The 25,696-nt window shown below is 41.0% G+C and carries 19 protein-coding genes, 1 other RNA gene and 1 pseudogene; 17 read left to right on the plus strand and 4 right to left on the minus strand.

The genetic code is table 11. The features are described 5' to 3' along the window. The first annotated feature begins 105 nt into the window (after nt 1–105). Both EXE29_RS01930 and EXE29_RS01935 read left to right on the plus strand, forming a co-directional pair. Entirely contained in the window at nt 106–1,257 is a 1,152-nt protein-coding gene (locus EXE29_RS01930; RefSeq protein ID WP_106985514.1) for an HlyD family secretion protein, read from the plus strand. 6 nt (nt 1,258–1,263) lie between these two features. Next, nucleotides 1,264–2,793 carry a DHA2 family efflux MFS transporter permease subunit gene (locus EXE29_RS01935; RefSeq protein WP_106985515.1) on the plus strand — a complete coding sequence of 510 codons (1,530 nt, stop codon included), beginning with the start codon at nt 1,264–1,266 and terminating at the stop codon, nt 2,791–2,793. Nucleotides 2,794–2,866: 73 nt separating this feature from the next. Here the strand turns inward: EXE29_RS01935 and glpK are convergent, their stop codons facing one another. Next, nucleotides 2,867–4,351, minus strand: a complete 1,485-nt coding sequence (gene glpK, locus EXE29_RS01940) for a glycerol kinase GlpK (RefSeq protein WP_120363831.1) — start codon at nt 4,349–4,351, stop codon at nt 2,867–2,869. A 129-nt stretch (nt 4,352–4,480) separates the two neighbouring features. Between glpK and ssrA the strand changes: the two genes are divergently transcribed. Together ssrA and EXE29_RS01950 are read left to right on the plus strand one after the other, a co-directional pair. Then, nucleotides 4,481–4,839, plus strand: a transfer-messenger RNA (tmRNA) gene (ssrA, locus tag EXE29_RS01945). Nucleotides 4,840–5,353: 514 nt separating this feature from the next. Then, on the plus strand, nt 5,354–5,938 hold the full coding sequence (locus tag EXE29_RS01950; protein ID WP_120363830.1) for a TetR/AcrR family transcriptional regulator: 585 nt from the start codon (nt 5,354–5,356) through the stop codon (nt 5,936–5,938). A 15-nt stretch (nt 5,939–5,953) separates the two neighbouring features. Here EXE29_RS01950 and EXE29_RS01955 read toward each other — a convergent pair whose 3' ends face one another. Next, a complete protein-coding gene (locus EXE29_RS01955; RefSeq protein WP_228198699.1) occupies nt 5,954–6,310 on the minus strand; it encodes a MarR family winged helix-turn-helix transcriptional regulator in 357 nt (118 codons plus the stop codon). Between the two features lie 227 nt (nt 6,311–6,537). Here EXE29_RS01955 and mhpT point away from each other — a divergent pair, with 227 nt between their 5' ends. From mhpT to EXE29_RS02005, 10 genes are all read left to right on the plus strand, one after another. Further along, a complete protein-coding gene (gene mhpT / locus EXE29_RS01960; RefSeq protein ID WP_120363828.1) occupies nt 6,538–7,755 on the plus strand; it encodes a 3-(3-hydroxy-phenyl)propionate transporter MhpT in 1,218 nt (405 codons plus the stop codon). 70 nt (nt 7,756–7,825) lie between these two features. Continuing rightward, nucleotides 7,826–9,895, plus strand: a complete 2,070-nt coding sequence (locus EXE29_RS01965; RefSeq protein WP_165382472.1) for a 3-hydroxyacyl-CoA dehydrogenase NAD-binding domain-containing protein — start codon at nt 7,826–7,828, stop codon at nt 9,893–9,895. A 71-nt stretch (nt 9,896–9,966) separates the two neighbouring features. Further along, nucleotides 9,967–11,622 (plus strand): long-chain-fatty-acid--CoA ligase, encoded by a 1,656-nt coding sequence (locus tag EXE29_RS01970; protein WP_120363826.1) that lies wholly within the window; start codon nt 9,967–9,969, stop codon nt 11,620–11,622. Further along, nucleotides 11,619–13,409 carry an acyl-CoA dehydrogenase gene (locus EXE29_RS01975; RefSeq protein ID WP_120363825.1) on the plus strand — a complete coding sequence of 597 codons (1,791 nt, stop codon included), beginning with the start codon at nt 11,619–11,621 and terminating at the stop codon, nt 13,407–13,409. Before EXE29_RS01970 ends, EXE29_RS01975 begins: the two co-directional genes overlap by 4 nt. Before the next feature lie 3 nt (nt 13,410–13,412). Further along, the gene (locus EXE29_RS01980) at nt 13,413–13,817 is read left to right on the plus strand and encodes a PaaI family thioesterase (RefSeq protein ID WP_117006439.1); all 405 of its coding nucleotides are present in this window, start codon (nt 13,413–13,415) and stop codon (nt 13,815–13,817) included. 214 nt (nt 13,818–14,031) lie between these two features. Continuing rightward, on the plus strand, nt 14,032–15,294 hold the full coding sequence (locus EXE29_RS01985) for an OprD family outer membrane porin (protein WP_165382473.1): 1,263 nt from the start codon (nt 14,032–14,034) through the stop codon (nt 15,292–15,294). Nucleotides 15,295–15,668: 374 nt separating this feature from the next. Further along, a complete protein-coding gene (locus EXE29_RS01990) occupies nt 15,669–17,789 on the plus strand; it encodes a TonB-dependent receptor (protein ID WP_120363823.1) in 2,121 nt (706 codons plus the stop codon). A gap of 119 nt (nt 17,790–17,908) precedes the next feature. Then, nucleotides 17,909–18,196: a hypothetical protein gene (locus EXE29_RS01995; RefSeq protein ID WP_120363822.1), complete on the plus strand. Its 288-nt coding sequence runs from the start codon at nt 17,909–17,911 to the stop codon at nt 18,194–18,196. After that, nucleotides 18,162–18,452 (plus strand): hypothetical protein, encoded by a 291-nt coding sequence (locus tag EXE29_RS02000; protein ID WP_120363821.1) that lies wholly within the window; start codon nt 18,162–18,164, stop codon nt 18,450–18,452. Before EXE29_RS01995 ends, EXE29_RS02000 begins: the two co-directional genes overlap by 35 nt. Nucleotides 18,453–18,458: 6 nt before the next feature. Then, complete coding sequence (locus EXE29_RS02005) at nt 18,459–20,072, plus strand: PepSY-associated TM helix domain-containing protein (RefSeq protein WP_120363820.1); 1,614 nt, start codon at nt 18,459–18,461, stop codon at nt 20,070–20,072. 565 nt (nt 20,073–20,637) lie between these two features. Here EXE29_RS02005 and EXE29_RS17445 read toward each other — a convergent pair. Together EXE29_RS17445 and EXE29_RS02015 are read right to left on the minus strand one after the other, a co-directional pair. Next, a pseudogene (locus EXE29_RS17445) lies at nt 20,638–21,054 on the minus strand (guanosine-3',5'-bis(diphosphate) 3'-pyrophosphohydrolase); the annotation flags it as partial. Between the two features lie 663 nt (nt 21,055–21,717). Continuing rightward, on the minus strand, nt 21,718–21,912 hold the full coding sequence (locus EXE29_RS02015; protein WP_106984439.1) for a hypothetical protein: 195 nt from the start codon (nt 21,910–21,912) through the stop codon (nt 21,718–21,720). Nucleotides 21,913–22,496: 584 nt separating this feature from the next. Between EXE29_RS02015 and sbmA the strand changes: the two genes are divergently transcribed. From sbmA to EXE29_RS02030, 3 genes are all read left to right on the plus strand, one after another. Continuing rightward, the gene (gene sbmA / locus EXE29_RS02020) at nt 22,497–23,693 is read left to right on the plus strand and encodes a peptide antibiotic transporter SbmA (protein ID WP_106984440.1); all 1,197 of its coding nucleotides are present in this window, start codon (nt 22,497–22,499) and stop codon (nt 23,691–23,693) included. A 317-nt stretch (nt 23,694–24,010) separates the two neighbouring features. Continuing rightward, complete coding sequence (locus tag EXE29_RS02025) at nt 24,011–24,964, plus strand: hypothetical protein (protein WP_120363818.1); 954 nt, start codon at nt 24,011–24,013, stop codon at nt 24,962–24,964. 89 nt (nt 24,965–25,053) lie between these two features. Continuing rightward, nucleotides 25,054–25,569 carry a hypothetical protein gene (locus EXE29_RS02030; RefSeq protein ID WP_120363817.1) on the plus strand — a complete coding sequence of 172 codons (516 nt, stop codon included), beginning with the start codon at nt 25,054–25,056 and terminating at the stop codon, nt 25,567–25,569. The last annotated feature ends 127 nt before the right edge of the window (nt 25,570–25,696 follow it).

Below are 25,696 nucleotides of genomic sequence, written 5' to 3' on the forward strand. Positions count from 1 at the left end.
AAAAATGACTTTTTCATCGACATCATAGAGGACAAAAATGTCCGATATTTGCGGGATGCAAATATGTTGCCGTTTGAGTAAGTCTGTTGGATTTAGGAAAAATCAATGACAGATGCCCAAGAAACACTGCCAGAGACTCAAACAGTGCCTCAACTCAGCGATTCAGAACTGAAAGCCAAACGAAAGAAAAGTTTGACCTTTGTTGCATTAATTTTAGTGATTGCTGTAGCGATTTATCTGATTTGGAAATTATTTTTTAACCAAAGTGTATCAACCGATAATGCTTATGTGGGTGCTGAAACAGCATCAGTCACATCGATGGTGACAGGGCAAGTGGCTGATGTATTGGTTAGTGATACGCAGCAGGTTAAAAAAGGTCAGGTCTTAGTTCAGGTTGATCCACGGGATGCTGAAATTGCCTTGGCACAAGCAAAAGCAGAATTAATGAAGGCACAGCGTCAATATAAACAAACGGCAGCCAACAGTAGTGCTTTAAATTCACAAGTCTTTGTGAGCGATGATGGTATTCATAGTGCTGAAGCACAAGTGGCCAAAGCTAAAGCAGAACTCAATAAAGCACAAGATGAACTGAATCGTCGTCAGCAATTGAGTGCTTCGGGTGCAATTTCTAAAGAAGAATTAAGCACCGCACAAAGCGCCGTAAATAATGCACAAGCAGGGTTTGACCTCGCTCAAGCAGGTTTAGCGCAGGCGAAATCGAGTCAAAAAGCAGCGCAAAGCTCTTTAGCAGCCAACAATGCTTTAATTCAAGGCAGCAATGAACATTCAACCCCTGATGTATTGGTTGCTCAAGCAAAACTCAAACAGGCTGAATTAGATCTAGAGCGCACAGTCATTAAAGCGCCTTTTGATGGTGTGGTGACCAGTCGTAAAATTCAGGTTGGCCAGCGTGTGGCACCGGGTTCAGTGTTATTAATGGTTGTGCCAATTTCACAGTTATATGTCGATGCCAATTTTAAAGAAAGCCAATTAGAGCGTGTCAAACCAGGGCAAAAAGTCACACTTACGTCAGATCTATATGGTGATAGCGTGGAGTACACAGGCACAGTGGTGGGCTTTTCTGGTGGAACAGGCGCAGCTTTCGCTTTAATTCCAGCACAAAATGCAACAGGAAACTGGATTAAAGTTGTACAGCGCTTACCTGTTCGTATTCGTTTAGATCAACAGCAATTGGCCGAACATCCACTGCGTGTGGGCTTGTCGATGGAAGCAAAAATTGACTTAAGCACGAAGTAAACACCTATGAATAGCTATGTTCCTTATGGTGATTTAAAAGGTAGCCGATTGATATTGGCAGCCTTTGTGCTGGCATTGGCAAACTTTATGGTTGTGCTCGACATGACCATTGCCAATGTATCGGTCACACATATTACGGGTAGTTTGGCTGTTTCTAGTTCGCAAGGGACGTGGGTCATTACATCCTATGCGGTGGCAGAGGCCATTTGTGTACCTTTAACAGGTTGGCTGGCAGGACGCTTTGGCGGGGTCAAAGTTTTTACTGTGAGCTTAATCGGGTTTACGGTATTTTCGGTACTATGCGGTCTATCGACCAGTTTAGAAATGCTGGTGTTTTGCCGAATAGGTCAAGGCTTGTTTGGTGGCCCAATTATGCCACTCAGCCAAATGTTGCTACTTCGTATTTTTCCACCTGAAAAACAATCACAAGCCATGGGCATGTGGGCGATGACTACCGTCGTTGGGCCAATTTTAGGGCCAATTTTGGGTGGTTCCATCAGCGATAATTTGTCGTGGCACTGGATTTTCTTTATCAATATTCCAGTAGGTATTATCTGTGCGATGGCGGCGATGCGTTTATTAAAACCCGCTGAAACAGAAATCGCGAAGCTCAAAATTGATATGGGCGGCCTCGTTTTATTGGTGTTATGGATTGGCGCATTGCAGTTGATGTTGGATTTGGGCCATGAACGAGACTGGTTTAATAGCCCAGTGATTATGGTTCTGGCGCTGACCGCACTGATTGGATTGGTGATTTTTACCATTTGGGAGCTGACAGAGCGGCATCCTGTGGTCAATATTCAAATCTTTAAATATCGAAGCTTTACTATATCAGTTGTGGCATTGGCCTTAGGCTTTGGTGCATTCTTTGGCAGTATTGTACTGATTCCACAGTGGCTACAAATTAATTTAGGCTATACCGCAACTTGGGCTGGTTATTTAACTGCAACCATGGGCTTGGGCAGTTTAACCATGTCGCCATTGGTGGCGAAGTTAGCGACAAAATACGACCAACGTGCACTAGCGAGTTTTGGTCTTAGCATATTGGGTGGCGTAACCTTAATGCGCGCCTTTTGGACCACAGATGCAGATTTCTTTTCTTTAGCACTGCCCCAAATTCTACAAGGTTTTGCGGTGCCATTTTTCTTTATTCCACTGTCTAATATGGCTTTGGCTTCAGTTCAACCACAAGAAATGGCTTCTGCTGCGGGCTTAATGAACTTTTTAAGAACCATGGCAGGTGCAATCGGCGCATCGATTGCAGTTACAATTTGGGATGACCACACCAAACTTGCACGCGCCGACATGGTGGGAAGCTTACATGTAGAAGATACACAAGCGACGTTGATGCAACAAGGTATGAGCTCACAAGGAGCTTTGGGGTATATCACCAGCTTAGTCGATAAAGAAGCCTTAACTCTATCTGCCAATCATGTATTTTTACTGTTGGCGATGATCTTTATATTCGCAGCCCTCATCATTTGGTTATGCCCACGACCTAAAATTGTGGAAGGGGCAGGCGGACATGCACATTAAGCCTTAGCCTTAAATGAACATCATATAAAAAACCGCATTGATTGCGGTTTTTTATATGTCGAGAATGATGTGTTTATAAATCAGATTTGGCACGTTTTAAAGCAGACTGCCAGCGGTTTAAATGATATTCGCGTTCATCAACTTGCATGTTTGGCTCAAAAGCACGTTCTAATTGCCAAGATTGCGCTATTTCATCTAAGTTTGAAAATACGCCTGCCTTTAAGCCTGCTATAGCTGCAGCACCCCAAGCGGTTGATTCTAAAAGTTTAGGACGAAGTACAGGCACATTTAAAATATCGGCTTGAAATTGCATCAGCATGTCATTGGCACAGGCACCGCCATCTACACGTAACTCTTTTAAAGGTTTTGAAATATCTGACTGCATAGCGCTCAGCACATCAGAGACTTGAAATGCTATTGATTCTAAGGCTGCTCGTGCGATATGTGCTTTACCTGTGCCCCGTGACATTCCACAAAGTAAGGCACGTGCTTCACTGTCCCAATGCGGTGCGCCAAGTCCAGTAAAGGCAGGGACTAATACGACGCCTTCGGTTGAGGAGACTTGGCAGGCTAGCTTTTCCACATCACCACTTTTTTGAATAATTCCGAGTCCATCGCGGAGCCACTGCACAATAGCGCCAGCCATAAATACACTGCCTTCTAGGGCATAGGTGGTTTGACCTTGCGCTTGCCAAGCAAGCGTCGACAATAATTTATTAGTGCTATATTGGACTTCATTTCCAGTATTGAACAACATAAAACAGCCAGTACCATAGGTGTTTTTGGCTGTACCAGCTTCAAAACAGGACTGTCCAAACAATGCAGATTGCTGGTCACCCAATATGCCTGTAATTGGAATATTTGCCCCCAGTAGCCCCGTAGCTGTATCTGCTACATAGCTGTCGGAACTGATAATTTTAGGCAAGATGGATGCTGGAATATTAAATAATTCGAGTAATGACTTATCCCATTGTTGCGTTTGTAAATTCATGAGCATGGTACGTGAGGCATTACTGGCTTCAATTATATGCTCAGCACCTTGAGTCAAATTCCATACCAACCAGCTGTCGATCGTACCAAATGCCACATGGCCTTGCTGTGCTAGTTCTCGTAAGCCTTGGGTATTTTCGAGTAGCCAAACCAGTTTCCCTGCGCTGAAATAGGGGTCGACTCTGAGCCCAGTTGTATGGTGAATTGATTCTTGTAAATTTTGTTGGATAAGTTGATTACACCAGTTCGCTGCACGACGGTCTTGCCAAACAATAGCAGGAGCGAGAGGCTTACCCGTGCGTTTATCCCAAACCACAGTGGTTTCACGTTGGTTGGTGAGGCCGATTGCTTTAATATCTTTAGCTAGAATACGCGCAGAGGCTAGAGCTTGCTGCACTACGGCAATTTGAGAGCTCCAAATTTCTTGAGCATCTTGTTCGACCCAGCCAGAGTGTGGGGTTTGAATATGTGTTTCACGTTGAGCTGTTGCCTGAACTTGTCCATGTTCATTAAATATGATTGCACGACTAGAGGTCGTACCCTGATCGAGGGCCAGTAAATAGCTCATATCTTTTTCTTTTGATGTCTTGAAAAATAAAATATTAGCGCAATTATGTAATTAAGCGCATTCAATTGTGTAATTGTTCAGAAAATACATCGTATTTTTTATCAGTTATGCTATGATTGCTCTAACTTTGGGGATGTTTCTGGCTTCGACGCTGGTGATGAAACTCATAGATGCATGTCGAGAGCGCATTTTCTCTCGTAAATCAAATTTGCATTTTTTAGTCGCAAACGACGAATCATACGCTCTAGCTGCCTAAGGGCAGCTTGTCCGCATCTCTGAATACTTGTGGTTAGAGATCCCGACTGAAGCGCAAGCACACAAGTCCGTATAAAGCCAAGCCTCGGGGCTTTGTACTAAACTTAGAGGATCGCGATTTGTACCCTGTTCGTCGGGTCACAAAGAGTTAAAACAATAGACGATATCTAAGCATGTAGTATTCTCGAGTGTAGTGCTGGCGGACGCGGGTTCAACTCCCGCCATCTCCACCAAAATTCTTGTTTTAAATCAGTCACTTATATTAAGTGGCTTTTTTATTGCCACAAATTTCTCACATAAATATTCTAATAACAGCTTTTTTAGACATGAGTATTCACTATTTATTAATGTAATGCTCGAACAAATAAAAAATCCAAAACATATATCTATTTGTTTTATTTTAATTTTCTCTATTTAATTCTATCTTTTAATCGTATGCCCACTCAAAATCAAATGGCTATTTGAATTTTTGTTAATACCAGTCAGAGAATGTATGCGAATCTTCATAAGCCCATTAAGCGAGTACAGAGAGATAAATGAATGATTCAAAGCAGTGTGCTTCCGAGCTTAGATCCTGTGCTAGACATTTTTGAGCCTCTCATTTGAGCAAAGAGTGTACCTTCACTATGCTCTATCATTCAAAACTAAACATTATGTTAAGCTTGCTTGACATGATGCAATGTGGTTATTCATTATAGGCGTACATCAATGTATCTAAATTGATTGCTTCCGAAGAGTTGAAATCCTATGACCATATCCCGCCACGAAAAGATCTTTTTGCTAAAACAGAAGATTTTAGAAGTGACCGAACAGCTACTGCTCGAAAATAATCAGGATATTGTGGTTGGGGAATTAGCAGAAGAATTAGACATTGCGAAGGGCACTATTTATAAATATTTTAAATGTAAAAACCAGCTCTATCTCGAATTGCTCATTTTGAATGAAACGCGACTCTTGGAGATCGCTCAAAAATTTAAAACGGATGTGCAAGAGGGAATTCGGCAGTTCATGCTTTATCATCTGATGAATTCAAATCGAACTGTATTACTGCATAGTATTGAAGAGCGAATTACCAGTCAGGAAAGAGGAATAAAAAATAAGTTTGAAGAACTGTACGAAGTTCGAGAAAAAAGAATAGTCGAGGTTAAAGATATTACAGTCGAATATCTAATTTCTCGCAATTGTGCCATTAGCCTGCGTGATTATCTTTCTTATGTTTGGACCATCACACATGGTGCCTGCCTATTGTTAAGTTCAACTTATTATCAAAAATCTATTGGCGAACGTCAAAATCTAATAAATTTTTATATAAAACAAGCTATTAATGTATAGCTTGTACTTTCAGTATTAACTTTTTGGCCAATCTAATTCCAAGATACGTCTGAGCTGTTTAACGTTGTCCTCACCCAAATGTTTTGCGAGTTCTTGCTCGGCTTGATGAATTTCTGCCAATGCAACATCCGACATTTCTTTACCGTTCGTCGAAAACTTAACCATTTTGATGCGTTTGTCATTTGGACTATCAATAACTTCTAAGAACTTAGAATTAAGACCTTCAGCGACTAACTGATGCACCGCTTGGCGGGAAATTTTTAAGCGACGAGCCAATTCAGACATTGGCACAGGTGTTTCGCCAAGATAACTATAAAGCCTCGCCATAGATGGTGTTACGTAGCCATAACCATTTTTTTCTGCATTTTTCATTAAATGGTCTTCGATCCATTCAAGGCGAGATCGAAGCAAAGTTCTTAGAGATTTCACGGCTAATACATGGCTAAAAATGAGCTCTCAATATAAGCAATATGATTTTTTTTTTCCATTTTTATCTACGACTTTTTTCTAATTTTTAAAACGTCAAGTATACTTGACAATATATTCATATCAAATTAGTTTGTTTTTGCTAGGAACGCAAAACAAGAAGGGTACGTTGTATGGAACAACAACAAAATACACAGCGTAATGCTGTGATGACGATTTTAATCTGCTTTCTGATCGCCTTGATTGAGGGGATTGATTTGCAGTCTGCAGGTGTTGCTGCTGCAGGTGTTAGCGCACATTTTGGTTTAGATAAATCAAGTCTGGGCTTATTTTTTAGTGCTGCAATTTTAGGCTTATTGCCTGGTGGTTTAATTGGTGGTCGATTAGGGGACCGTATTGGCCGTAAAAAAGTACTGATCATTGCTGTTGCATTATTTGGTTTATTTTCAATTCTCACCGCTTGGGTAACGTCATACTCAGGGCTGTTATTTGCACGCTTTATGACAGGCTTAGGGCTGGGCGCTACATTGCCAAATTTAGTGGCATTGGCTTCTGAATCAGTGAGTGATAAAGCACGTGGACGTGCAATTTCATTGATGTATTGCGGTATGCCAATTGGTGGTATTGCAGTATCACTACTTGCGAGTACGCAATTGGCTGCAGACTGGAAAGTCATTTTTTATGTGGGTGGTGTTTTACCTTTGATGGTCATTCCGCTCATGATGGCATTCTTGCCTGAATCACGTGCATTTCTTGCAACGCAGCAAAGCGCTGATACCGCTCAGCAAAGCAAGTTCAGTGATTTGTTTAACCAGTATTTCCGCATGCCAACGATCCTACTTTGGGTGGGTTATTTCTTCACCATGATGGTGGTGTACATGCTACTGAACTGGTTGCCGTCATTACTTATGGAGCTCGGGTTCCAGAAAAAAGATGCAACCATGGTGCAAATGTTCTTCTCGGTCGGCGCTTTTGTCGGAACGATCGTACTGGGCTTGCTGGTTGACCATTGGAAAATGAAAAACGTCATTTTACTAATGTATAGCGGCATCATTTTAGGTTTGATCGCGCTGAACAGCTTTAGCACCGTAAATGCGATGTATTTTGCTGGTGCATTGGTGGGTTGTTTCACGATTGGTGGACAGATGGTGCTGTATGCATTAGGCAGTCAGGTTTATCCAACTCAAATGCGTGGTACAGGTGTAGGGACAGCAATGACTGTTGGTCGCTTTGGTGCGATGGCAGGTCCTGCTGGTGCGGGTCAATTCCTTGCAATGGGGAATGGCGCAACCGGTCTGATTGCGACCTGTATTCCGGGCATTATTATCGCAGCTGTTCTGATTCTGATCTTACTGGGCACAATGCAAAAACGTGCTCAAGTACAAGCATAAAACAATTTTGTAGTGCAAATTTTAACTGATTTGCACTGCATTTATTCAACTGAAAAAATGGAAGATGAGCATGGGTTCTGTAAATCACATTCTGATTGAAACACACGGCAATGTGTCTGTAGTGAATTTTCAAACTGAAAAATTAAATGTACTTTCACATACATTACGCTCAGATCTCTATCAGGCAATTGAGCAATTGTTAGCAGATGATCACGTTAAATCTATCGTCCTAGCAGGTTCAGCGAAAGTATTTAGCGCAGGTGCAGATATTGCAGAGTTCTCAGCTGGAACTCATCTTAACTTTCCATCATTACATGATTTAATTCATCAGATTTCAGATGCCCAAAAGCCGATTGTGGCGGCAGTTTCTGGTACTGCGTTGGGCGGCGGTTTAGAGTTAGCTTTGGCTTGTCAGCACCGTGTGGTACATGCAAAAGCACAATTGGCTTTGCCTGAAGTACACTTGGGTTTATTGCCAGGGGCAGCAGGTACACAACTGTTACCACGTTATATTGGTGCAGCATTGGCTTTAGACGCTATTTTAACAGCGAAACCTTTAAAACTCGCGACACTAACTGACTCAGCACTCATTGATGTATTGACGGAAACTGATGCTAAACAAGCAGCAGTTGAATTTGCTCAGACATTAACAAATTCGACACATATTAAGCATCAAAACTTAGAACTCACAGAAGAACTACAGGCCTTATTGCAAGCAAAACGTGATGCTTTAGGGAATAAGCCACAACATGTGGTGCAGCACGCTATTCTCTCAGCGGTTGAAGCTGCATTAACTTTAGACTTTGTCGCAGGTTTTGACAAAGAACAGGCTTTGTTCCAAGAACTGACATCCTCGGATGTGTCTAAAAGCTTGCGTCATGCATTTTTTGCAGAGCGTGAAGCAAAACATATTCCAGATTTAGATGTGGCTGTACAAGCCAAAGCCATTGAACGTGTAGCTGTGATTGGTGCAGGGACTATGGGCAGTGGTATTGCCATTTGTTTCTTGCAAGCAGGTTTTCCTGTGACCCTCATTGAAAATCAGCAAGCGGGATTAGACCGAGGTTTAGCATTGATTGCTAAACACTTTGCAGGACAAGTGGCTAAAGGTCGTTTGACTGAAGAAAAAGCCACAGCGATTCAAGCGAATCTTGCAACCAGCCTAGAATATTCTGCACTTGCAACGGTGGATTTAGCCGTGGAAGCGGTGTTTGAAGATTGGGATGTAAAAACTTCTGTGCTCAAGCACATGGATACCCATTTACCAGCACATGCGGTTTTGGCAAGTAATACCTCTACTTTGGATTTGAATCAACTTGCGGCGCAAACCTCTCGTCCTGAATCTGTGGTGGGCTTACATTTCTTTAGTCCTGCGCAAATTATGCCACTTCTCGAAATTGTCCGCACAGACAGCACAGACCAAGCCACTTTAAAAACCGCTTTAGAAATTGGCAAACGTCTGAAAAAAACTGCAGTGGTTGCAGGAGTGTGTGACGGCTTTATTGGCAACCGTATGTTAAATGCCTATTTGCGCATTGCAGGACTACTCATTGATGCAGGTGCATCGCCGTATCAAATTGACCGCGCTTTGGAAAATTGGGGTATGGCAATGGGGCCATTCCGCATGTGTGACATGGCAGGTAATGACATCGATTACATGATTCGTAAGCATCAGTTGAAGCTTAATCCAACGAAGAAATTCTCAGGCTTTGCCGACCAGTTATTTGAGCTGAAACGTTTTGGTCAAAAAACACAAAAAGGTTGGTATGACTATAGCCAAGGCAACCGCCGTGGGGATGTCGATGCTGAAGTCATTGCATTAATTGATGCCTACCGAGCAGGAAAAGGCATTCAAGCACAACAGTTTAGCGATGAAGAAATTGTCGCGCGTTGCATCTACGCCTTAGCCAATGAGGGCTTCCGTTTACTCGAAGAAGGAATTGCACTCCGCCAGTCAGATATTGATGTGGTGTATTTGGCAGGGTATGGCTTCCCGCGCTGGCGTGGTGGTCCAATGTTCTACGCGACAGAACAGGGGCTCAACACAATGATTTTGAACATGCAGCAATTTGCTCAAGACCCAACAACGGATGCGTCTTTTTGGCAAGTACCCGCATTGTTAGCACAATCAGTAGCTTAATTCGCGACGTTATAAAAAATAAATTTGGTGACCCAGTTGGGAACATGACTGGGCACTCAGAGGGTTAAATAATGAGTACATTACATTTTGAACATTGGCCACGCCATCATTCTAAAAACTTGTCGTATCCACAGACAGGTTTATATGAACATTTGGCCACCAATACACAGCGCTATCCAGATAAAGTGGCAGTGAATTATTACGGTAGCCAAGTGAACTATGCAGAACTGAATGCACGCGTGGAACGTTTTGCGGGTTATCTACAAGCCCAAGCCAATGTTCAGGCGGGTGACCGTGTTGTGATCAGCATGCAAAACAGCGTGTCATTTATTATTGCCTATTATGCAATTTTGCGTTGTGACGCGGTGGTGGTGCCTGTCAATCCAATGAACAAAGCTTTGGAACTGGAATGGTATGTATCCGATACAGAGTCGAAAGTTGCTGTGGTCGGTTCTGAACTTGTGGCCGAGTTTGAAACTTTATTGGGTAAAACCTGTTTAGGAAAAATTATTGCGGCACGTTATGGTGATGATATTTTCACGCCGACCAACTTTGTAATACCTGAAACAGTGATTCAAGCACCTGCAGTTGCTGAAACTGAATATGTAACCGACATGCGAACTGCTTTACAGCATTCAGCAATTGAAACGCAAGCTGTTCGAGCAGGTGAGGATTTAGCCGTTATTTTATATACATCGGGTACAACAGCACATCCAAAGGGGTGCATGCTGAGTCATCGTGCTTTGGTTGCGCAAATTTTGACGCAAATCAATTGGAGCCCATGGAACAACACGGCAAAAGTATTGTCTGTCACGCCATTCTTCCATGTTACAGGCATGGTGAATGCCATGTGCTTGCCTATTTGGCTCGGTGCAACATCCTTCCTGATGACTCGTTGGGATCGCCTTTGTGCTGCACAAGTGGTCGATTTACATGGCCTAACACATTGGTGCTGTATTCCAACCATGGTGGTGGATCTGCTGGCAATGCCGGATGTGAATAAATTCAATTTTAAATCCTTTACCCACGTTTATGGCGGCGGTACAGGTATGCCACATGCGATTGCCCAAGACTTTGAAACACTTACAGGTATTGAGTTTATTGAAGGCTGGGGTATGACTGAAATGGCAGCCGGTGTGCATCTCAATCCTTATGGTCGTGGTAAGCGCCAATGCTTAGGTGTGCCACTGTTTGATGTGGATACCCGTGTGATTGACCCAGAAACAGGTGCAGAACTAGGCATTCGCCAAAATGGTGAAATTATTTCGACTAGCCCATGCTTATTTAGTGGGTATTGGAAAAATCCCGAAGCGACCGAAGCTTCATTTATTGAACATGATGGCAAACGCTTCTTTAAAACAGGTGATGTTGGTTATTTCGATGAAGAAGGCTACTTCTTTATGGCTGACCGCTTAAAACGCATGATCAATGTATCGGGTTACAAAGTTTGGCCATCTGAAGTCGAAAGCATTTTGTATCAAAACACCAAAGTTTTAGAAAACTGCATTATCCCATGCAATAAAAATGACCGTGGCGAAAGTGTAAAAGCCATTGTGGTGTTGAAAGCCAATCAAATGATGACTGAAGACGAATTAAGACAGTGGTGCCGAGACAATATGTCGGCCTACAAAGTGCCAAAAGTGGTGGAGTTCGCATCTGAACTGCCAAAAACGGCAAGCGGAAAAATTAACTGGCGTTTACTGCAAGACAAGGAAATGAGCGCATGAATAGCTACAAAGCCCCTCTCAATGATCTAAGCTTTATCTTTAATCATTTATTAGATCAAGAGCAATTGGCTCAGCTTCCGGGTTTAGAGGATTTAGGCGTAGATCTATATGAATCTATTTTGGATGAAGCAGGTAAATTTGCCACCAATGTACTGGATCCGATCAATGCCAGCGGTGACCGTGAAGGTTTAAAAATAGCTGATGGCGTGGTGACAACACCAAAAGGCTTTAAAGAAGCGTATGCGCAGTATACGCAAGCAGGCTGGAACAATATTTCCTTAGAGCCTGAATTTGGCGGACAAGGCTTACCTTATATTTTGTCGACTGCGGTCAATGAAATCATGATGTCTGCGAATAAGTCCTTTGTGATGTGTTCTGGTTTAACCATTGGCGCGATTGAAGCAATTAGCCATGCAGGTTCTGATGAGTTAAAGCAAAAGTACTTACCTAAGCTGGTTTCTGGCGAATGGGGCGGCACCATGAACCTGACTGAGCCGGGTGCAGGTTCAGATGTTGGTGCTTTAAAAACCAAAGCGATTGATCAAGGTGATGGGACATACCGTATTAGCGGTCAAAAAATCTTTATCACGTTTGGTGAGCATGACTTTACTGACAACATCATTCATTTAGTGTTGGCACGTTTGCCAGATGCACCTGAAGGCGTGCGCGGTATTTCATTGTTCCTTGTACCGAAATTTTTAGTCAATGATGACGGTTCATTGGGCGAGCGTAACGATGTACGCTGCGTGTCGATTGAACATAAGTTGGGTATTCATGCCAGCCCAACCTGTGTGATGGCTTATGGCGATAATGAAGGCGCTTTGGGTTACCTCGTTGGCGAGAAAAACAAAGGCTTAATGGCGATGTTCGTGATGATGAACATGGCGCGTTTAACTGTAGGCATGGAAGGTGTTGCTTTAACAGAGCGTTCTTACCAAGCTGCTTTAGATTATGCGCGTGAACGTGTTCAAGGTGCGGATGTCGAAACAGGCAAACCAGTTGCCATTATTGAACATGCAGACGTGCGCCGTCAGTTGCTTAGCATGAAATCCAATGTTGAAGCGATGCGTGCATTGTCCTTGTTTATTGCACAAGCGCAGGACATTAGCTTCCGTCATACCGATGCAGATGTGCGTAAGCATAATCAAGGCTTGGTTGATTTACTGATTCCTGTATTTAAAGCATGGGCAACAGAAACAGCATTAAAAACCACAACCACAGGCATTCAAGTACATGGCGGTATCGGCTTTATTGAAGAAACTGGCGTGGCACAATACTTGCGTGATGCAGTCATCAGCGTGATTTATGAAGGCACAACTGCGATTCAAGCTGCGGACTTAGTTGGTCGTAAAGTGGTGAAAGACCAAGGCAAAAACTTAAGTGTGCTGATTGGCCTGATGAAAGAGACTTTGGCTCAAGTTCAAGCCAATGCTGAGCTTGCAGATGTGGCCAAAGCGTTTGCAGCTGCTATCGAGATTTTGTCTGAAAATAGCCAGCAAATAGTCGCTCAGTTCTTGCAATCGACTAAGCAAGCATTGTCTGTTTCTGTACCGTATCTAATGCTCGTGGGTAATGTCGTGGGTGCATGGCAATTGGCACAAAGTGCAGCCAAAGCTTCTGAATTGCTCGCAGCAGGCGACAGCAATATCAATTTCTTAAAAGGCAAAATTCAAACCGCGCGTTTCTATCACAGCATGGTATTACCAGAAATTCATGGTTTGGCGTACAGCGTAAAACATGCGGGGACTGCTGTGACCGCATTTGATAATGCTTACTTTGGTGAATAAGTCATGAGTTTTGATGTACAAGCTTTTTTAGATCAAATGCAAGCGCCACCGATCCACATCTTTTTGGGTGGAAAGGTGGAGCAGGTTGAGCATGAAAATGACTGGAAAGCCCGTATCAGCTACCAACCACGTGCTGAATTTGCCAACCCGATGGGGCATGTGCAAGGCGGCATGCTGTGTTCCATGCTGGACGATGCCATGGGTCTATTTGCGATTATTGCGCAAGAAGGCCAGCCATCGGCAACGGTCACCATGAATGTTTCATTCTTACGTCCATGCAATATTGCACCTGTTGAGGTGGAAGTTTACTTCGTGCGCCAAGGCCGCCGTATTTCAAATATTGAAAGTGTGGCTTATCAAAACGGTAAAGAAGTGGGTAAAGCCAGCGCTGCATTTACCCTCGTGTAATGGAGTTTTGGAGTATTCATTTTAATGGGTACTCCATTTTTTGCGCATCAGGATGATGTTTTATAGGGGTTCTATGGAGAGTTTAATGAAAAATTATAGCGCACGTTAATGCATTGCCGTGAGGCAGTTCTAACTTTATATCACTCATTTTTATCACTGTTTCTATTGATTATTCATCAATGGAATAGAGGTTTTTTGTCTTAGGGAAATGACAATGAAAACATTCGTACTATCTACTTTATGTATAGCGACAACATTACCAAGCTTGTGTTTTGCAGACTTTGTGAAAGACCGATCTGTCACATTGACGGCACGTAATTTTTATTTGGATCGTAATTTTACCGAGCCAAACGCAGCAGCACCTGCAGCCAAACAATGGGTGCAAGGTTTTATTTTAAATGCCAAATCAGGTTTTACCGAAGGCACGGTGGGTTTTGGTGTTGACCTCTATGCAGGGGTGGGCATTAACTTGTGGGGCGATAAAGACTATGCACCGGGTGTAGTGGGGCTTTCACCGCTCAAAGACAATGGCGATCCTGTAGATACATGGGCAGAAGCGAGCTTAACAGCCAAGGCAAAAATTTCTGAAACAGAAGTTAAAGTGGGTACTTTACAGCCGCTGAATCCAGTCATTGTCGGTTCGCCAGCCCGCTTATTGCCTCAGCAATACCGAGGTGTCGCGGTTGAATCAAAAGATGTAGACAACATTAAAATCGAAGCGGGTTATGTGAACCGCGTGAATCATCGTAACTCGACTGATTGGGAAAAGATTCGCTTATCAGGCGCTAATATGAAGTATAAGTCCGTCGAAACTGATGGCTTATATTATGTGGGTGGTTATTATTATTTAAGACCTGAAACAACCTTTGCTTTATATACTGCAAATTTAGTGGATGTGTATGATCAATATACATTTTGGGTACGCAATACACATCATTTTAATGAATGGGTAAATCTGTTTACCGACTTCCGTTATTTCCGTACGGTGGAATCAGGTGCGGAGCTGGCAGGTGAGGTCGATAGTCATCATGGCAATATGGTATTGGCACTCGGCGTGGATAACCATAAATTTACCACGGGCTATATTCATAACTCGGGCGATACAGGTTTTCCATATTTAAGTGGTGGTGAGGCCAATACCTATATTGATGCGTGGGCAACGGACTTTTTAAACCCGAATGAAAAAGCATGGTCTGTGCGTTATGACTATGATTTTAAAAATCAGGTTCCCGGTTTAAAACTTATGACGCGCTATACCAAAGGCACAGACATTAAGCTTGAAAACCTAAAACCGCGCGAAACATTGGAAGAGCGAAAGTTTGGTATTGAGTTGAGCTATCAATTGCAAAGTACCAAATTAAAAGGCTTATTTATTCGTTTACGTCATGAAGATTATAAAAATGACTTTGGCCCTAAAGCGACATTCCAGCCAGCGAAAGAGCAACGTGTAAATATTGATTATACGTGGAAGTTTTAATTAATTTGAATTATCGAGAAGAATTGACGGGTACTTTAGAGTCCTCAATTCTTCGCTTTTGATCGAGCGATTATAATTAGCAACAATTTTTCTGCTGTTATAACTCCTTATGTTTTTTATTTAATTAAGTTTAAATAAATTAAATACTTATTATATTTGCTTGGCATATTAAGTAGCACTTAAGCACTGATTAAGTCGCGTTAAAACCTTAAAAATAAATTGATGTGGTTGCTTCAAACTCGCTTGCCATAAAGCTATATAAATAAAACTAAAATAAAGTATTAAATAATAATGTAAATGATAATTGTTATTATTATGATATAGTCACCTTTTGCGATTATTAAAATTTAAATTGTTGAATGAGGGGTTTGACTGTGGAACGTAAAATATTAATTTTAGCTTTGCTTGCTTGTCCGTGTTTTGTTGTGGCTGCAGAAGCTGAAAGCTTCTCCATGCCGACCATTGTGGTGAAAGCAGATTCACAAGAAACAGATGTGACGGGAAAGCTCAAAAGAAAGGCGACACTTAATATTTTGGGTGAAAAAGATATTTTAGATACGCCCTTTACGATTCGTAACTACAGCCAACAAGCCATAGAAGATGCACATGCACATACCATTATGGATGTGCTGAAAATTGATCCAAGTATTCGTACCACAACCAACAGTGGACATTTAAACGAAAACTTTAATATTCGAGGTTTTAATGTCAATTGGGATGATCTTAATTTAAACGGCGCTTATGGTATGGCACCATCTGGTCGAGTATCTACCGATATTTTAGGTTCAGTCACTGTTTTAAAAGGCCCTAATGCCTTAGTAGCTGGTATGGCACCGGGTGGTAGTGTGGGCGGTGTCGTTATTGCCAATACCAAGCGTGCAGATAAAGAATTGACTCGTGTTACAGCAAATTTTGAAGAAGAAGGATTTTATAAATCAGGCTTTGATGTTGCACGCCGATTTGGACAAGATCAAGAATTTGGTGCACGTTTAAGTGCCAATTATGGTCAGGGTGAACATGTTGTCGATGGTCTAGAAGATGAAACAGTTTCTGCTGTTTTAGGTCTTGATTGGACAACCGATAAAGCCAAAGTTAATTTTGACGCTTATTCTACGAAAGACAAACGTGAAGGTGGTTCACCAGCGATGGTCTCGTTTGCAAGTGGAGTTCCTGTACTTGATGCACCAGATGGCCGAACAAACCTTTTCCCTAAATTATTTGGTAATCAGTCTGCAACGCATGTTGGAGTTTCTGGGGAATATAAATTATTAGATAATCTAAAAGTGATTGCAGGCGTGGGAACGACTGAACAAAAGTATCAAGGGCATTTGTTTGGAACACGTGTCATCGTAAGTAATGAGCAAGGTGACGTGAAAAATGCGCAGTATTTCCACGTAAAAATGAATCAACGTAATACGGCGGCAAATTTAGGATTAGAAGGAGCATTTGATACTGGATTGGTTCAGCATGTTGTTGGTTTAAGAGCAGATTATCTACATAGAGATACAAAACAGCATGATGCTGCAAATTCAACTAAATTTGACACCAATTTGTATAATCCAGGTCAGACAGGAGCTATGCCTGTTAATGCACCAGAGATGTACAATCTTGCTGATAATACGTTCACCAGCTACTCTTTAACGGATCAAATCTCGTTATTAGATGAAAAGCTACAATTTATTTTGGGTTTACGTTATCAAGATGTAGATGTAAAAAATCCATTCAAAAATACCGAATACAAATCCGATAAGGTTTCTCCAAGTTTAGGCGTAGTGGTTAAACCTTGGGGTGAAGATATTTCTTTATATGCAAGTTATGTTGAAGGTCTTTCTCAAGGCAATACTGTTAACAGCACTATTGATGCCAATAATGGTAAAACTTTTGCACCTTTCGAGACAAAACAATATGAAGTGGGTGCAAAATATCAGCATGGTTCATGGCTACACACTTTAGCCGCTTATCAAATTGAGAAGCCAAGTACACTAACATCTCCATATTCTGATCCAAGTAATTCAACCATCACTCAGATTACAACGGATGGTGCTGAAACTACTTCTAAAGGCGTGGAATATGGCTTCTCAGGTAATGTGACGGATGATGTGATTATTTGGGGTAACCTTGCATATATTGATGTGAAATACACCAAAAATACCACGGCAAATATTGTAGGCAAAACAGTTGAAGGTCAGCCTGAGTTTACAGCAGGTCTGGGTGTGGAATACAAACTCCCTGTGGATGGTTTAAGTATCAATGCACGTGGCAACTATGTAGATAATCAATATCTAAATAATACCAATACCCTAGAGTTACCAGACTATGCCTTGCTTGATGTAGGTGCAAAATATAAAACCAATATTGGTGGTGTAGACACGACTTTCCGTGCCAATGTCGATAATGTGACGAATGAAAAATATTGGGCGGGTGTATTTAACAGCGGATACACAACTATTGGTTCAGGCCGTACCTATAAGCTTGGTGTAAGTTTCGACTTCTAATTTAAGCCTTTAGGGTTTATTAAAATTGGCATGAGACAGTCCCCTCAAGTGGCTGTCTCATGTCTATATCAACCCTTACTGTTTTGACATCACTCGTTCTCTCCATAGGGTTTAGATCCATGAAAATCCTTGCTGTCATTCTCTGTATGATGGGGTGCTTGTTATTGTATTTCAGCCATCGCCATCAAAACCTACTTCAGCAGACGCTGGGCAAACGTTATGTATATGTAGGTTTCTGCTTCATCATCATTTCGCTCATCTTTCTGTTGATATCTGTTCCTAAGCTGGTTGCCGTGTATATGTGGCTCATGACGCTACTGGTGGCTTGGTCATTAATTCCTTTTGTGGCTTTATTTAAGAAAAATACTTCAAATGAAATTTCTCATTCAACAAAAAATCCAAGCTGATTGGTGGTCGAAAAGCTTTGCAGGCTGGGTTTTAGGTTTAAGCCTATCGATTGCAGGGGCATCTTTTATTACGATTTGGGGACTTCAGCATTTAGACAAAGCCTTAGCGCCACAACTGGGCATGTGGTCTGTACCTTGGCTGTATTTGCCTTTGGTATTTATTGCTTATTTCATTCCCAAAGGTTGGCAAGCTGTTCTAATTTATAGCGTATTGAATTGTATAGCCTATGGCATTTTATTGGCGCTTCGAGGATAAATCATTGTGAAAGTTCGTACCGATATTATTCGCCATGCCAAAGAATTACATACATGGGTGGGGATTACATCTGGCGTTTTATTATTCATCTGCTTTTTTGCGGGTGGGCTGAGCATGTTTCAACATGAAATCAGTCGATGGGCGACACCACCAGCGCAAAGCTTAAATACTATTGAAACGCATCAATACAATGAATTGGTTGAAAAAGTACAAGCACAGCATCCTGAAACTCTGAAAAGTTTTCAGTTGAATCTCGACTCTAAAGAGTTTCACTATGCGCCAATGCAATGGAAAGCCACAACTGAAGTCAAAAATGATGAGCATAGTATTGATCTGCATCAAAATGCGATGTTGGCAACTTTAGAACAAGATGGAATTTTGCATGTTGAGCAGGAAAACTTATCTAAGTTGGGTTGGCTCATTGAACAACTACATGAAACAGCAGGTATTCCAGGTTCTTTGGGCGATCATACCGTTGGTATGTATGTCATGGGCTTTGTTTCGGTTTTGTACTTTTTAGCTTTAATGACAGGTTTAATTGTACTGCTACCTACTTTGGTGAAAGATTATTTTGCCATTCGGGCAGGGAAAAATAAAAAGCGCTTTTGGCTTGATGCCCATAATGTTATTGGTATTACCAGTTTACCTTTTCATATTTTAATCTGCGCGACAGTTATTGCTTTTGCTTATCACGATGTTATTTATGGCGCGATTGGTGGCTTAGTCTCAAAAGATAGGCCTTTATCTGCACGTCCACCCGCAATGAAAGTGGTTGAACCTGTCGAGCCCTTAAATGTAGAAAAAATCTTTGCCAATATTCAGCGCCAAGCACCTGAATATCAAATTAGCTCCATCAGCTTTAACAATTTGGATAAACCAGAGAAAGCTTCGGCACGTGTCAATTTATACAGTTCAGAGCAAATGCTGCGTGGCGATCGCTTTGATGTGATGATGTTTAATCCTTATCAAACGCAGCCGTATAGAACCAATAATTTAAATACGCATGCCACCGCGATGGATCAAGTGATACGCTCTATGTTTAGTTTGCATTTTGGTAATTATGGTGGCGACTTGACCCGTTGGCTGTATTTTATCTTTGGGATCGGCGGGGCATTTTTATTTTATTCTGGTAATATTTTATGGATTGAGTCGAGGATTAAACGTCAAAAAAATCCACAACTTGCTCCAGTACAACAACGTAAAGATGTGCGCTTTATTGCAAATTTAAGCATTGGTGCATGTTTGGGGTGTGTGTTTGCAGTTGTGGTTAGTATGGCGATTGGGCGCTGGGGCAGTTTAGCGAATCTAGGCTTAGAAAGTATGAACCATCTGCTGGTCTATAGTTATTACCTGATCTTTATTTTCAGCCTAATATATAGTTTTATGGTGGGCGCGGCCAAAGCATTACCTGAGTTGTTATTGGCTATTGCTGTAGTTTTAAGCTTAGTTGCACCTGTAAGTTTTATAATTAGTTTGATCGCTTCAACCCCTATGACTTTATGGTGGATTGATCTAATCGCTATCGTGTTTGCATTGGCATTTTTACGCTTCTATCAACAAGCCAAGATACGACAATGCAACGCGGAGGCAGGTGCGATTTGGTCTAAAACGTCGCTGTAATTAGATCAAGCGCTTGCGGATGAGCCGTGAGCGCCCACACAATTGTGAGCATTAAAGAATCGTTACACACCTGTATTTTTATCATCATCCCTTTCTAAATGGTTTGAATGTATATGCTCATACATGCAGTTGAATCAAACCGATTTGAAAGGGAGGGTGGGTATTATTTGGCAGTTGATTTTAAACGCCTGATTTAAACTTTTTTATGCTTTGGCACGAAGGCTTATGGCTCAAGTATAGCCACCTGAAATTGCTCAAATATCCGTTTAAATACAGCATGGTAATGTGCATCCACAAATTGACCATCGAAAAATACGCGATCCGTACAATGAATTAATGCTAAAAAATAAGACAGTTCAGCAGGCTGTTGATGACGCTTACACCAGCTTAAATACTGTGAGGCATCTTCAAATAAAATCCACCATTCTTGAGCTAAGTAGGGAACAGTCTGATCAAACATCAAATTTAACAAATATTGATAGTTTTGTGCTCGTGTTGAATAGTGAAAAGCAGGGTAGTCCGTGCTTGGCTTCAAAGCTTGAATACAACCATAAATTTGATCTGCTTCGAGTAATTGAGCTTTCACAATGTTGTATTGTGCGAGTCGGGCAAGGTCTTTGGCTTGAATCGTGCCTAAGCGTGATAAGTTCATATTGTCGGCCAGATCGGCCAGTTTCACTTTACATGCCAAAGCATTTTGCTTGGTTCTTTGTACTGCTGTAAAACGGTTCTCATGTGGCTGTTTGGTAAGCGCAAGTAGTGCCTGCAAAATTTCAGGTTCAAAGCCCAATTCAATCAGGTCATTGGTACGGACTGAAGTATCTTCTAATAAGTCATGCATGATGGCGACGGTTTTAGCCTCAGTGCCTTCAACTTGATGCATCACTCGCATTGGATGCTCAATATAAGGTTGGCCCGCTTTATCTACTTGAGTCGCATGGTGTTGTTTTGCCAGTGTAATGGCCAGTTCTAAACTAGAAATATCATCACTCCTGCGTGTGATTCACAAAATAAGTTGTTGCTTGATATGGCTGTTATTCTGTGGTTTTTTAAAAAAAATTAAGCAGATGAAACTTTATGGTTTGAATAAGAGAAAAGCAGAACTTTGTGCTTTCTATTACTAGCAACAGCTTGCTTTATATGCATATTTTAACAGATGGGTTTTATTTTTAAAGCGTGAAGCGACATAGCTTGACGTTTTTATTATTCCCTTGGCCATGGATCAAAGCATATCCATGAAAATGATCTGCTACAGATCATTTGGTGTAATGATGTCAGATAGCGTTTTAGATTTTAAAGAAAATAATAATGATAGAAATAAGAATGTGTCGATGTGAAAGTTTAGACCAATACAAAAAATATAGGCCTGCCAAAATATGGTAATAAGTCATCTGCTTTAATCTTATTTCGCAGTATATAAGAAAACTAGATGAATCTTGACTGAGTGATTAATTCTCTAAATCACGCAAAATAACTTGATGTATAACTGGAATGGATTACTAGACCGTAGGGAGAGCTGATAAATCTGTTTAACTCAATCACAAGTTAAATCCTTTTTAGAATGTGGATAAAACGCTGAATGCTGTACCTGAGTGTGTGGAGCTTTGGGGGAAGCTCATGAAAGATACAGCAATACAGTTTTAATTTAAATTTCGCGCCAAATCGTGTTTTGGTCTTTCATTGAAATGGTGAAGTTAAAGTTCGAATCATCAGATACCAATAGGCCTTCAGGTGTATGCATGATCACTTTAAGTACTGTACCTGATTCAAAAATCATTGGGTTACAGTTTTCTTTTTTAAGTGTCACAGGTTTAAGCAATTCAATGACAAGGTTTTCCATATATACCTCCCCGAGTGGTGTTGTATTTTTAATAAGCATAACATAATTTTTATTATTTAACCATTTTTGTAAATATTGAGCGATAGTTCAATAAAATAAAAACAGCTTAATAATTTGGTCATACTTTAATACATAATTGTGATCATTCTTGAGTTATATTTTAAACAATGATTTTATAAAAATATTTTTAGAATTTAATATTTATTGCTATTTTATAGGGGGTATAAAAATAATCGTTGTAGGCGTATAAATATAATCAAAGAGGCTGGTTTTTAGGTTGCCCATAGCGAAACGAGCTGAGCAAAAACAGATTGTTAGACTATGAAAAGTAAAAAAGGCTTGAATTGAACTGTAGGAAAATAGTTTACTTTGTACTGCTTGCAATGGATGTCTGTTTTTACTTGTAGGGATTGGCTAGATTTATTGGGATATGTAGTCACAAGCAAATACGATGGAACTGAAAATAGACTTAATTTTTACAAACGAATCATCAAAATACTGAAATTATCATAATAAAAATTTGATTAAAGCTTTATGATCAGCCCCTATGCTAAGAGCAATAATAAAAGGAAATTTATTCGCTTATGTTCAAGTCTTTTTTTCCAAATCCAAAATGGTTTTTTGGATCGCTTATTCTGTGGTTTGTCATCAATTTAGCCCTTTGGTATAGCGGTGGCGAAAGCTGGGGAAGTTATTTGGGTTTTGCAGAAGGTTATGCCACCGCAGAGCTTCCAATTGGAATTAGTCGTTTTTGGACAGCCTCATTCTTATGGTTTTATTTATGGTTTTTTATCTCCACTGCACTATTTGCGCTGTTTTGGAAATGGAAATCAAATAATCCATGGCAGGCTTGGTCTGTTTGGGGGTCGGCTTTTATCTTGTTTAACATCTGGTTTGGTGTGCAAATGAGTGTTGTGGTCAATGCATGGTATAACCCATTTTATGACCTGATTCAAAAAATGCTCAGTAGTGGTGGCGGTGATGTTAATCAGCTCTATAGTGGCGTATTGACTTTTTTATATGTGGCGATGGTGTATGTGACCACAGCTGTATTTAATCTATTCTTTGTAAGTCATTATGTATTCCGCTGGCGTACTGCAATGAATGACTATTATACAGCACATTGGGAACAGTTACGCCATATTGAAGGGGCATCACAGCGTATTCAAGAAGACACCATGCGCTTTGCCAAAACTGTTGAAAGTTTAGGGGTAAGCTTGGTTGAAGCACTCATGACCCTGTTGGCTTTTTTACCCGTATTGCTGAGTTTATCTTCACATGTGAAAGCATTACCTATTGTAGGTGAAATACCCTACGCCTTAGTGTGGGCTGCGATTTCGTGGGCGGTTTTGGGTACAGTGATTTTAATGTTAGTGGGTTATAAACTGCCTGGCCTTGAGTTTAATAATCAGAAAGTAGAAGCGGCTTACCGTAAAGAATTGGTTTATGGTGAAGACTATGAAAACCGTGCCGATCCACAAACGCTGAAAGAACTTTTTAGTAAAGTGCGCTTTAACTATTTCAGATTATATTTCCATTATGCTTATTTTAATTTAGTCCGTATTTGGTATATGCAGTTAGATAATCTCTATGGTTTATTCGTGTTGTTTCCAAGTATTGCCGCCGGTGCGATTACTTTAGGTTTAATGATGCAGATTAGTAATGTATTTGGCAAAGTACGCGAATCGTTTCAATATTTAATTTCATCGTGGCCAACGATTATTGAATTATTGTCTATTTATAAGCGTTTAAAAGCATTTGAATCGACACTTGATAAATAAGCTTCATTGATTGCATGATAAATTTAGCCTGCTTTACGCGGGCTTTTTTTTGAAACGATCTGTTCTGGCTTAAGGTTGGTCGTAAAACGTATAGGCAAGCAAATGTAGGTGGGCATGTAGTAGCTTGAATGCTATTTGATAGGTTTGAACAGAAGCGTTAGCTAAGTCTATTTTTGTGCTAAAAAGCGTAGGTTATGTCGCTTTTTGGGAATAAAAACAGTACGCCGTTCATGTAAAAATAACTTTTAAAACAAATACTTATAATTGAATTTTTAGGCTACTTCGTTTAAATTTAGCGTTCCATCATAAGTGAGTAGATGGCTGTGAAAGCTAAAGCTTTGGTAGTGATTGGTAGTGCAAGTATGCTACTGCATGGTTGCGCCACGATGAATTCTTTGGGAGCAGACCCAATGACGCGTTATACATCTGCAGAGCAGTTTATTACGCAAAATCGTTTAAGCGATCAAGACTACGTATATGCATGGGGACGTGCCAATAAGCAGGCCGAGCCACAATCACTCATACCCCGTGCACAGCTGGCAAAGTACTGCCATGCCAATGGTGGGCATTTTACGCTACTGCATAAAAGTAATTTGGCCAATATCAAAAATACTAAAACTAAAACCAGCTTGAACAATGAGCCTAATGTAAAACAGGCAATTGGTGCGTATCAATGCCAGCAGAGTAATAGCTGGATTGTGTCGATTGAACCTACGGCGGATGTACGTTCAACGCAATATCCCGATGCACGCGCTATTCGCTTAAATGTACAGCTCATGAGTGCCAGCGAAGCCAGACAATTTTATAAAAATACCGGGCTCAGCACAGTCAATACTAAAAAAACACCAGTAGCAACACCCAAAGCCATCGCTACAAAAGCGAGCTTGGTAAAAGAAACGAAGGAAGTTAAAGAGCCAGCAGAGAAAAAAGAAACCCCTGTAGTAGAACCTATCAGAGCGAGTGTTATTGACAGTTCACAGCAACAGCAGATGAAGCTATATGTGGCTGCACGCCGTGATATTAACAGCGGTAAAAATTTAAATAACGCATGTAACAATGCACAGTTGGCTTATAACTACGGCAAACAACAAGGCACCGATGGTACTCGCATTTATACTGAATCTGGCATGCTGGTGGCGCGTTGCTTAACCAGTATTTCAAGCTATAACTCGCGCTTTCCAAATGCTAAGGGACAAGCCAAACGTGTACTACAAAACCTTGCTACGAATTATAATCATGCAGGGGCAAAGCACATGCTGAGTCAAATGTAAGAGACTTGCTTTAAATATTTACAAGAGTAATAACAGCCTAGTTCTGCCAATGTGGTACAACTAGGCTGTTTTCGTTTTGGAGTAAGCACATGGCATTGGTGGTAAATCAAAAAATTAATAAACGCTCTGGTTTAATTTGCTCGGCTATTATGGCCTTTACTATGCTGACGGGCATGCAAGTGGCGAATGCAGAGCAAACTGTAGACCAGTTGAGTCAGTGCTTAGTGAAGTCCACCACAGCTGCAGATAAAACTGCGGTATTGCAATGGACTTTTGTGGCGTTGTCGGCGCATCCAGAATTAAAAAAATTTAGTAATGTGAATGAAGAACAGCGTACACAGTTAGATAAAAACTTAGCGCAAACTTTGCAACGAATTTTGACTGAGCAATGCTCTGCGCAAACACAAGCAGTGATTAAAGCTGAAGGCTTTCAGGCGGTAGGTGAAAGTTTTCAGGAGTTAGGCAGTATTACGGGGGAAGAAATTTTAAAAACCCCTGAAGTGAAAGATCAGCTAAAAGGTGTTGTGCGTTATATCGATTTAAATAAATTGGTGACGACATTTTTAACGCCTGAATTATTTAATAAGTTAGGCGTGATTCGTTAAGTTTGCTGTTAAAGCTTAATCTGATTGATTATCTAGTGAGCCACAGTATTTTGAAGTGAGTTTGAAATGCTGTGGTGCCTAAGTTTATATAAAGGCTTTAAGCCTATAAATATTGCAAAATAAAATA

This window comes from Acinetobacter sp. WCHAc060006 (genome assembly GCF_004209135.1).
Classification (GTDB): domain Bacteria; phylum Pseudomonadota; class Gammaproteobacteria; order Pseudomonadales; family Moraxellaceae; genus Acinetobacter; species Acinetobacter cumulans.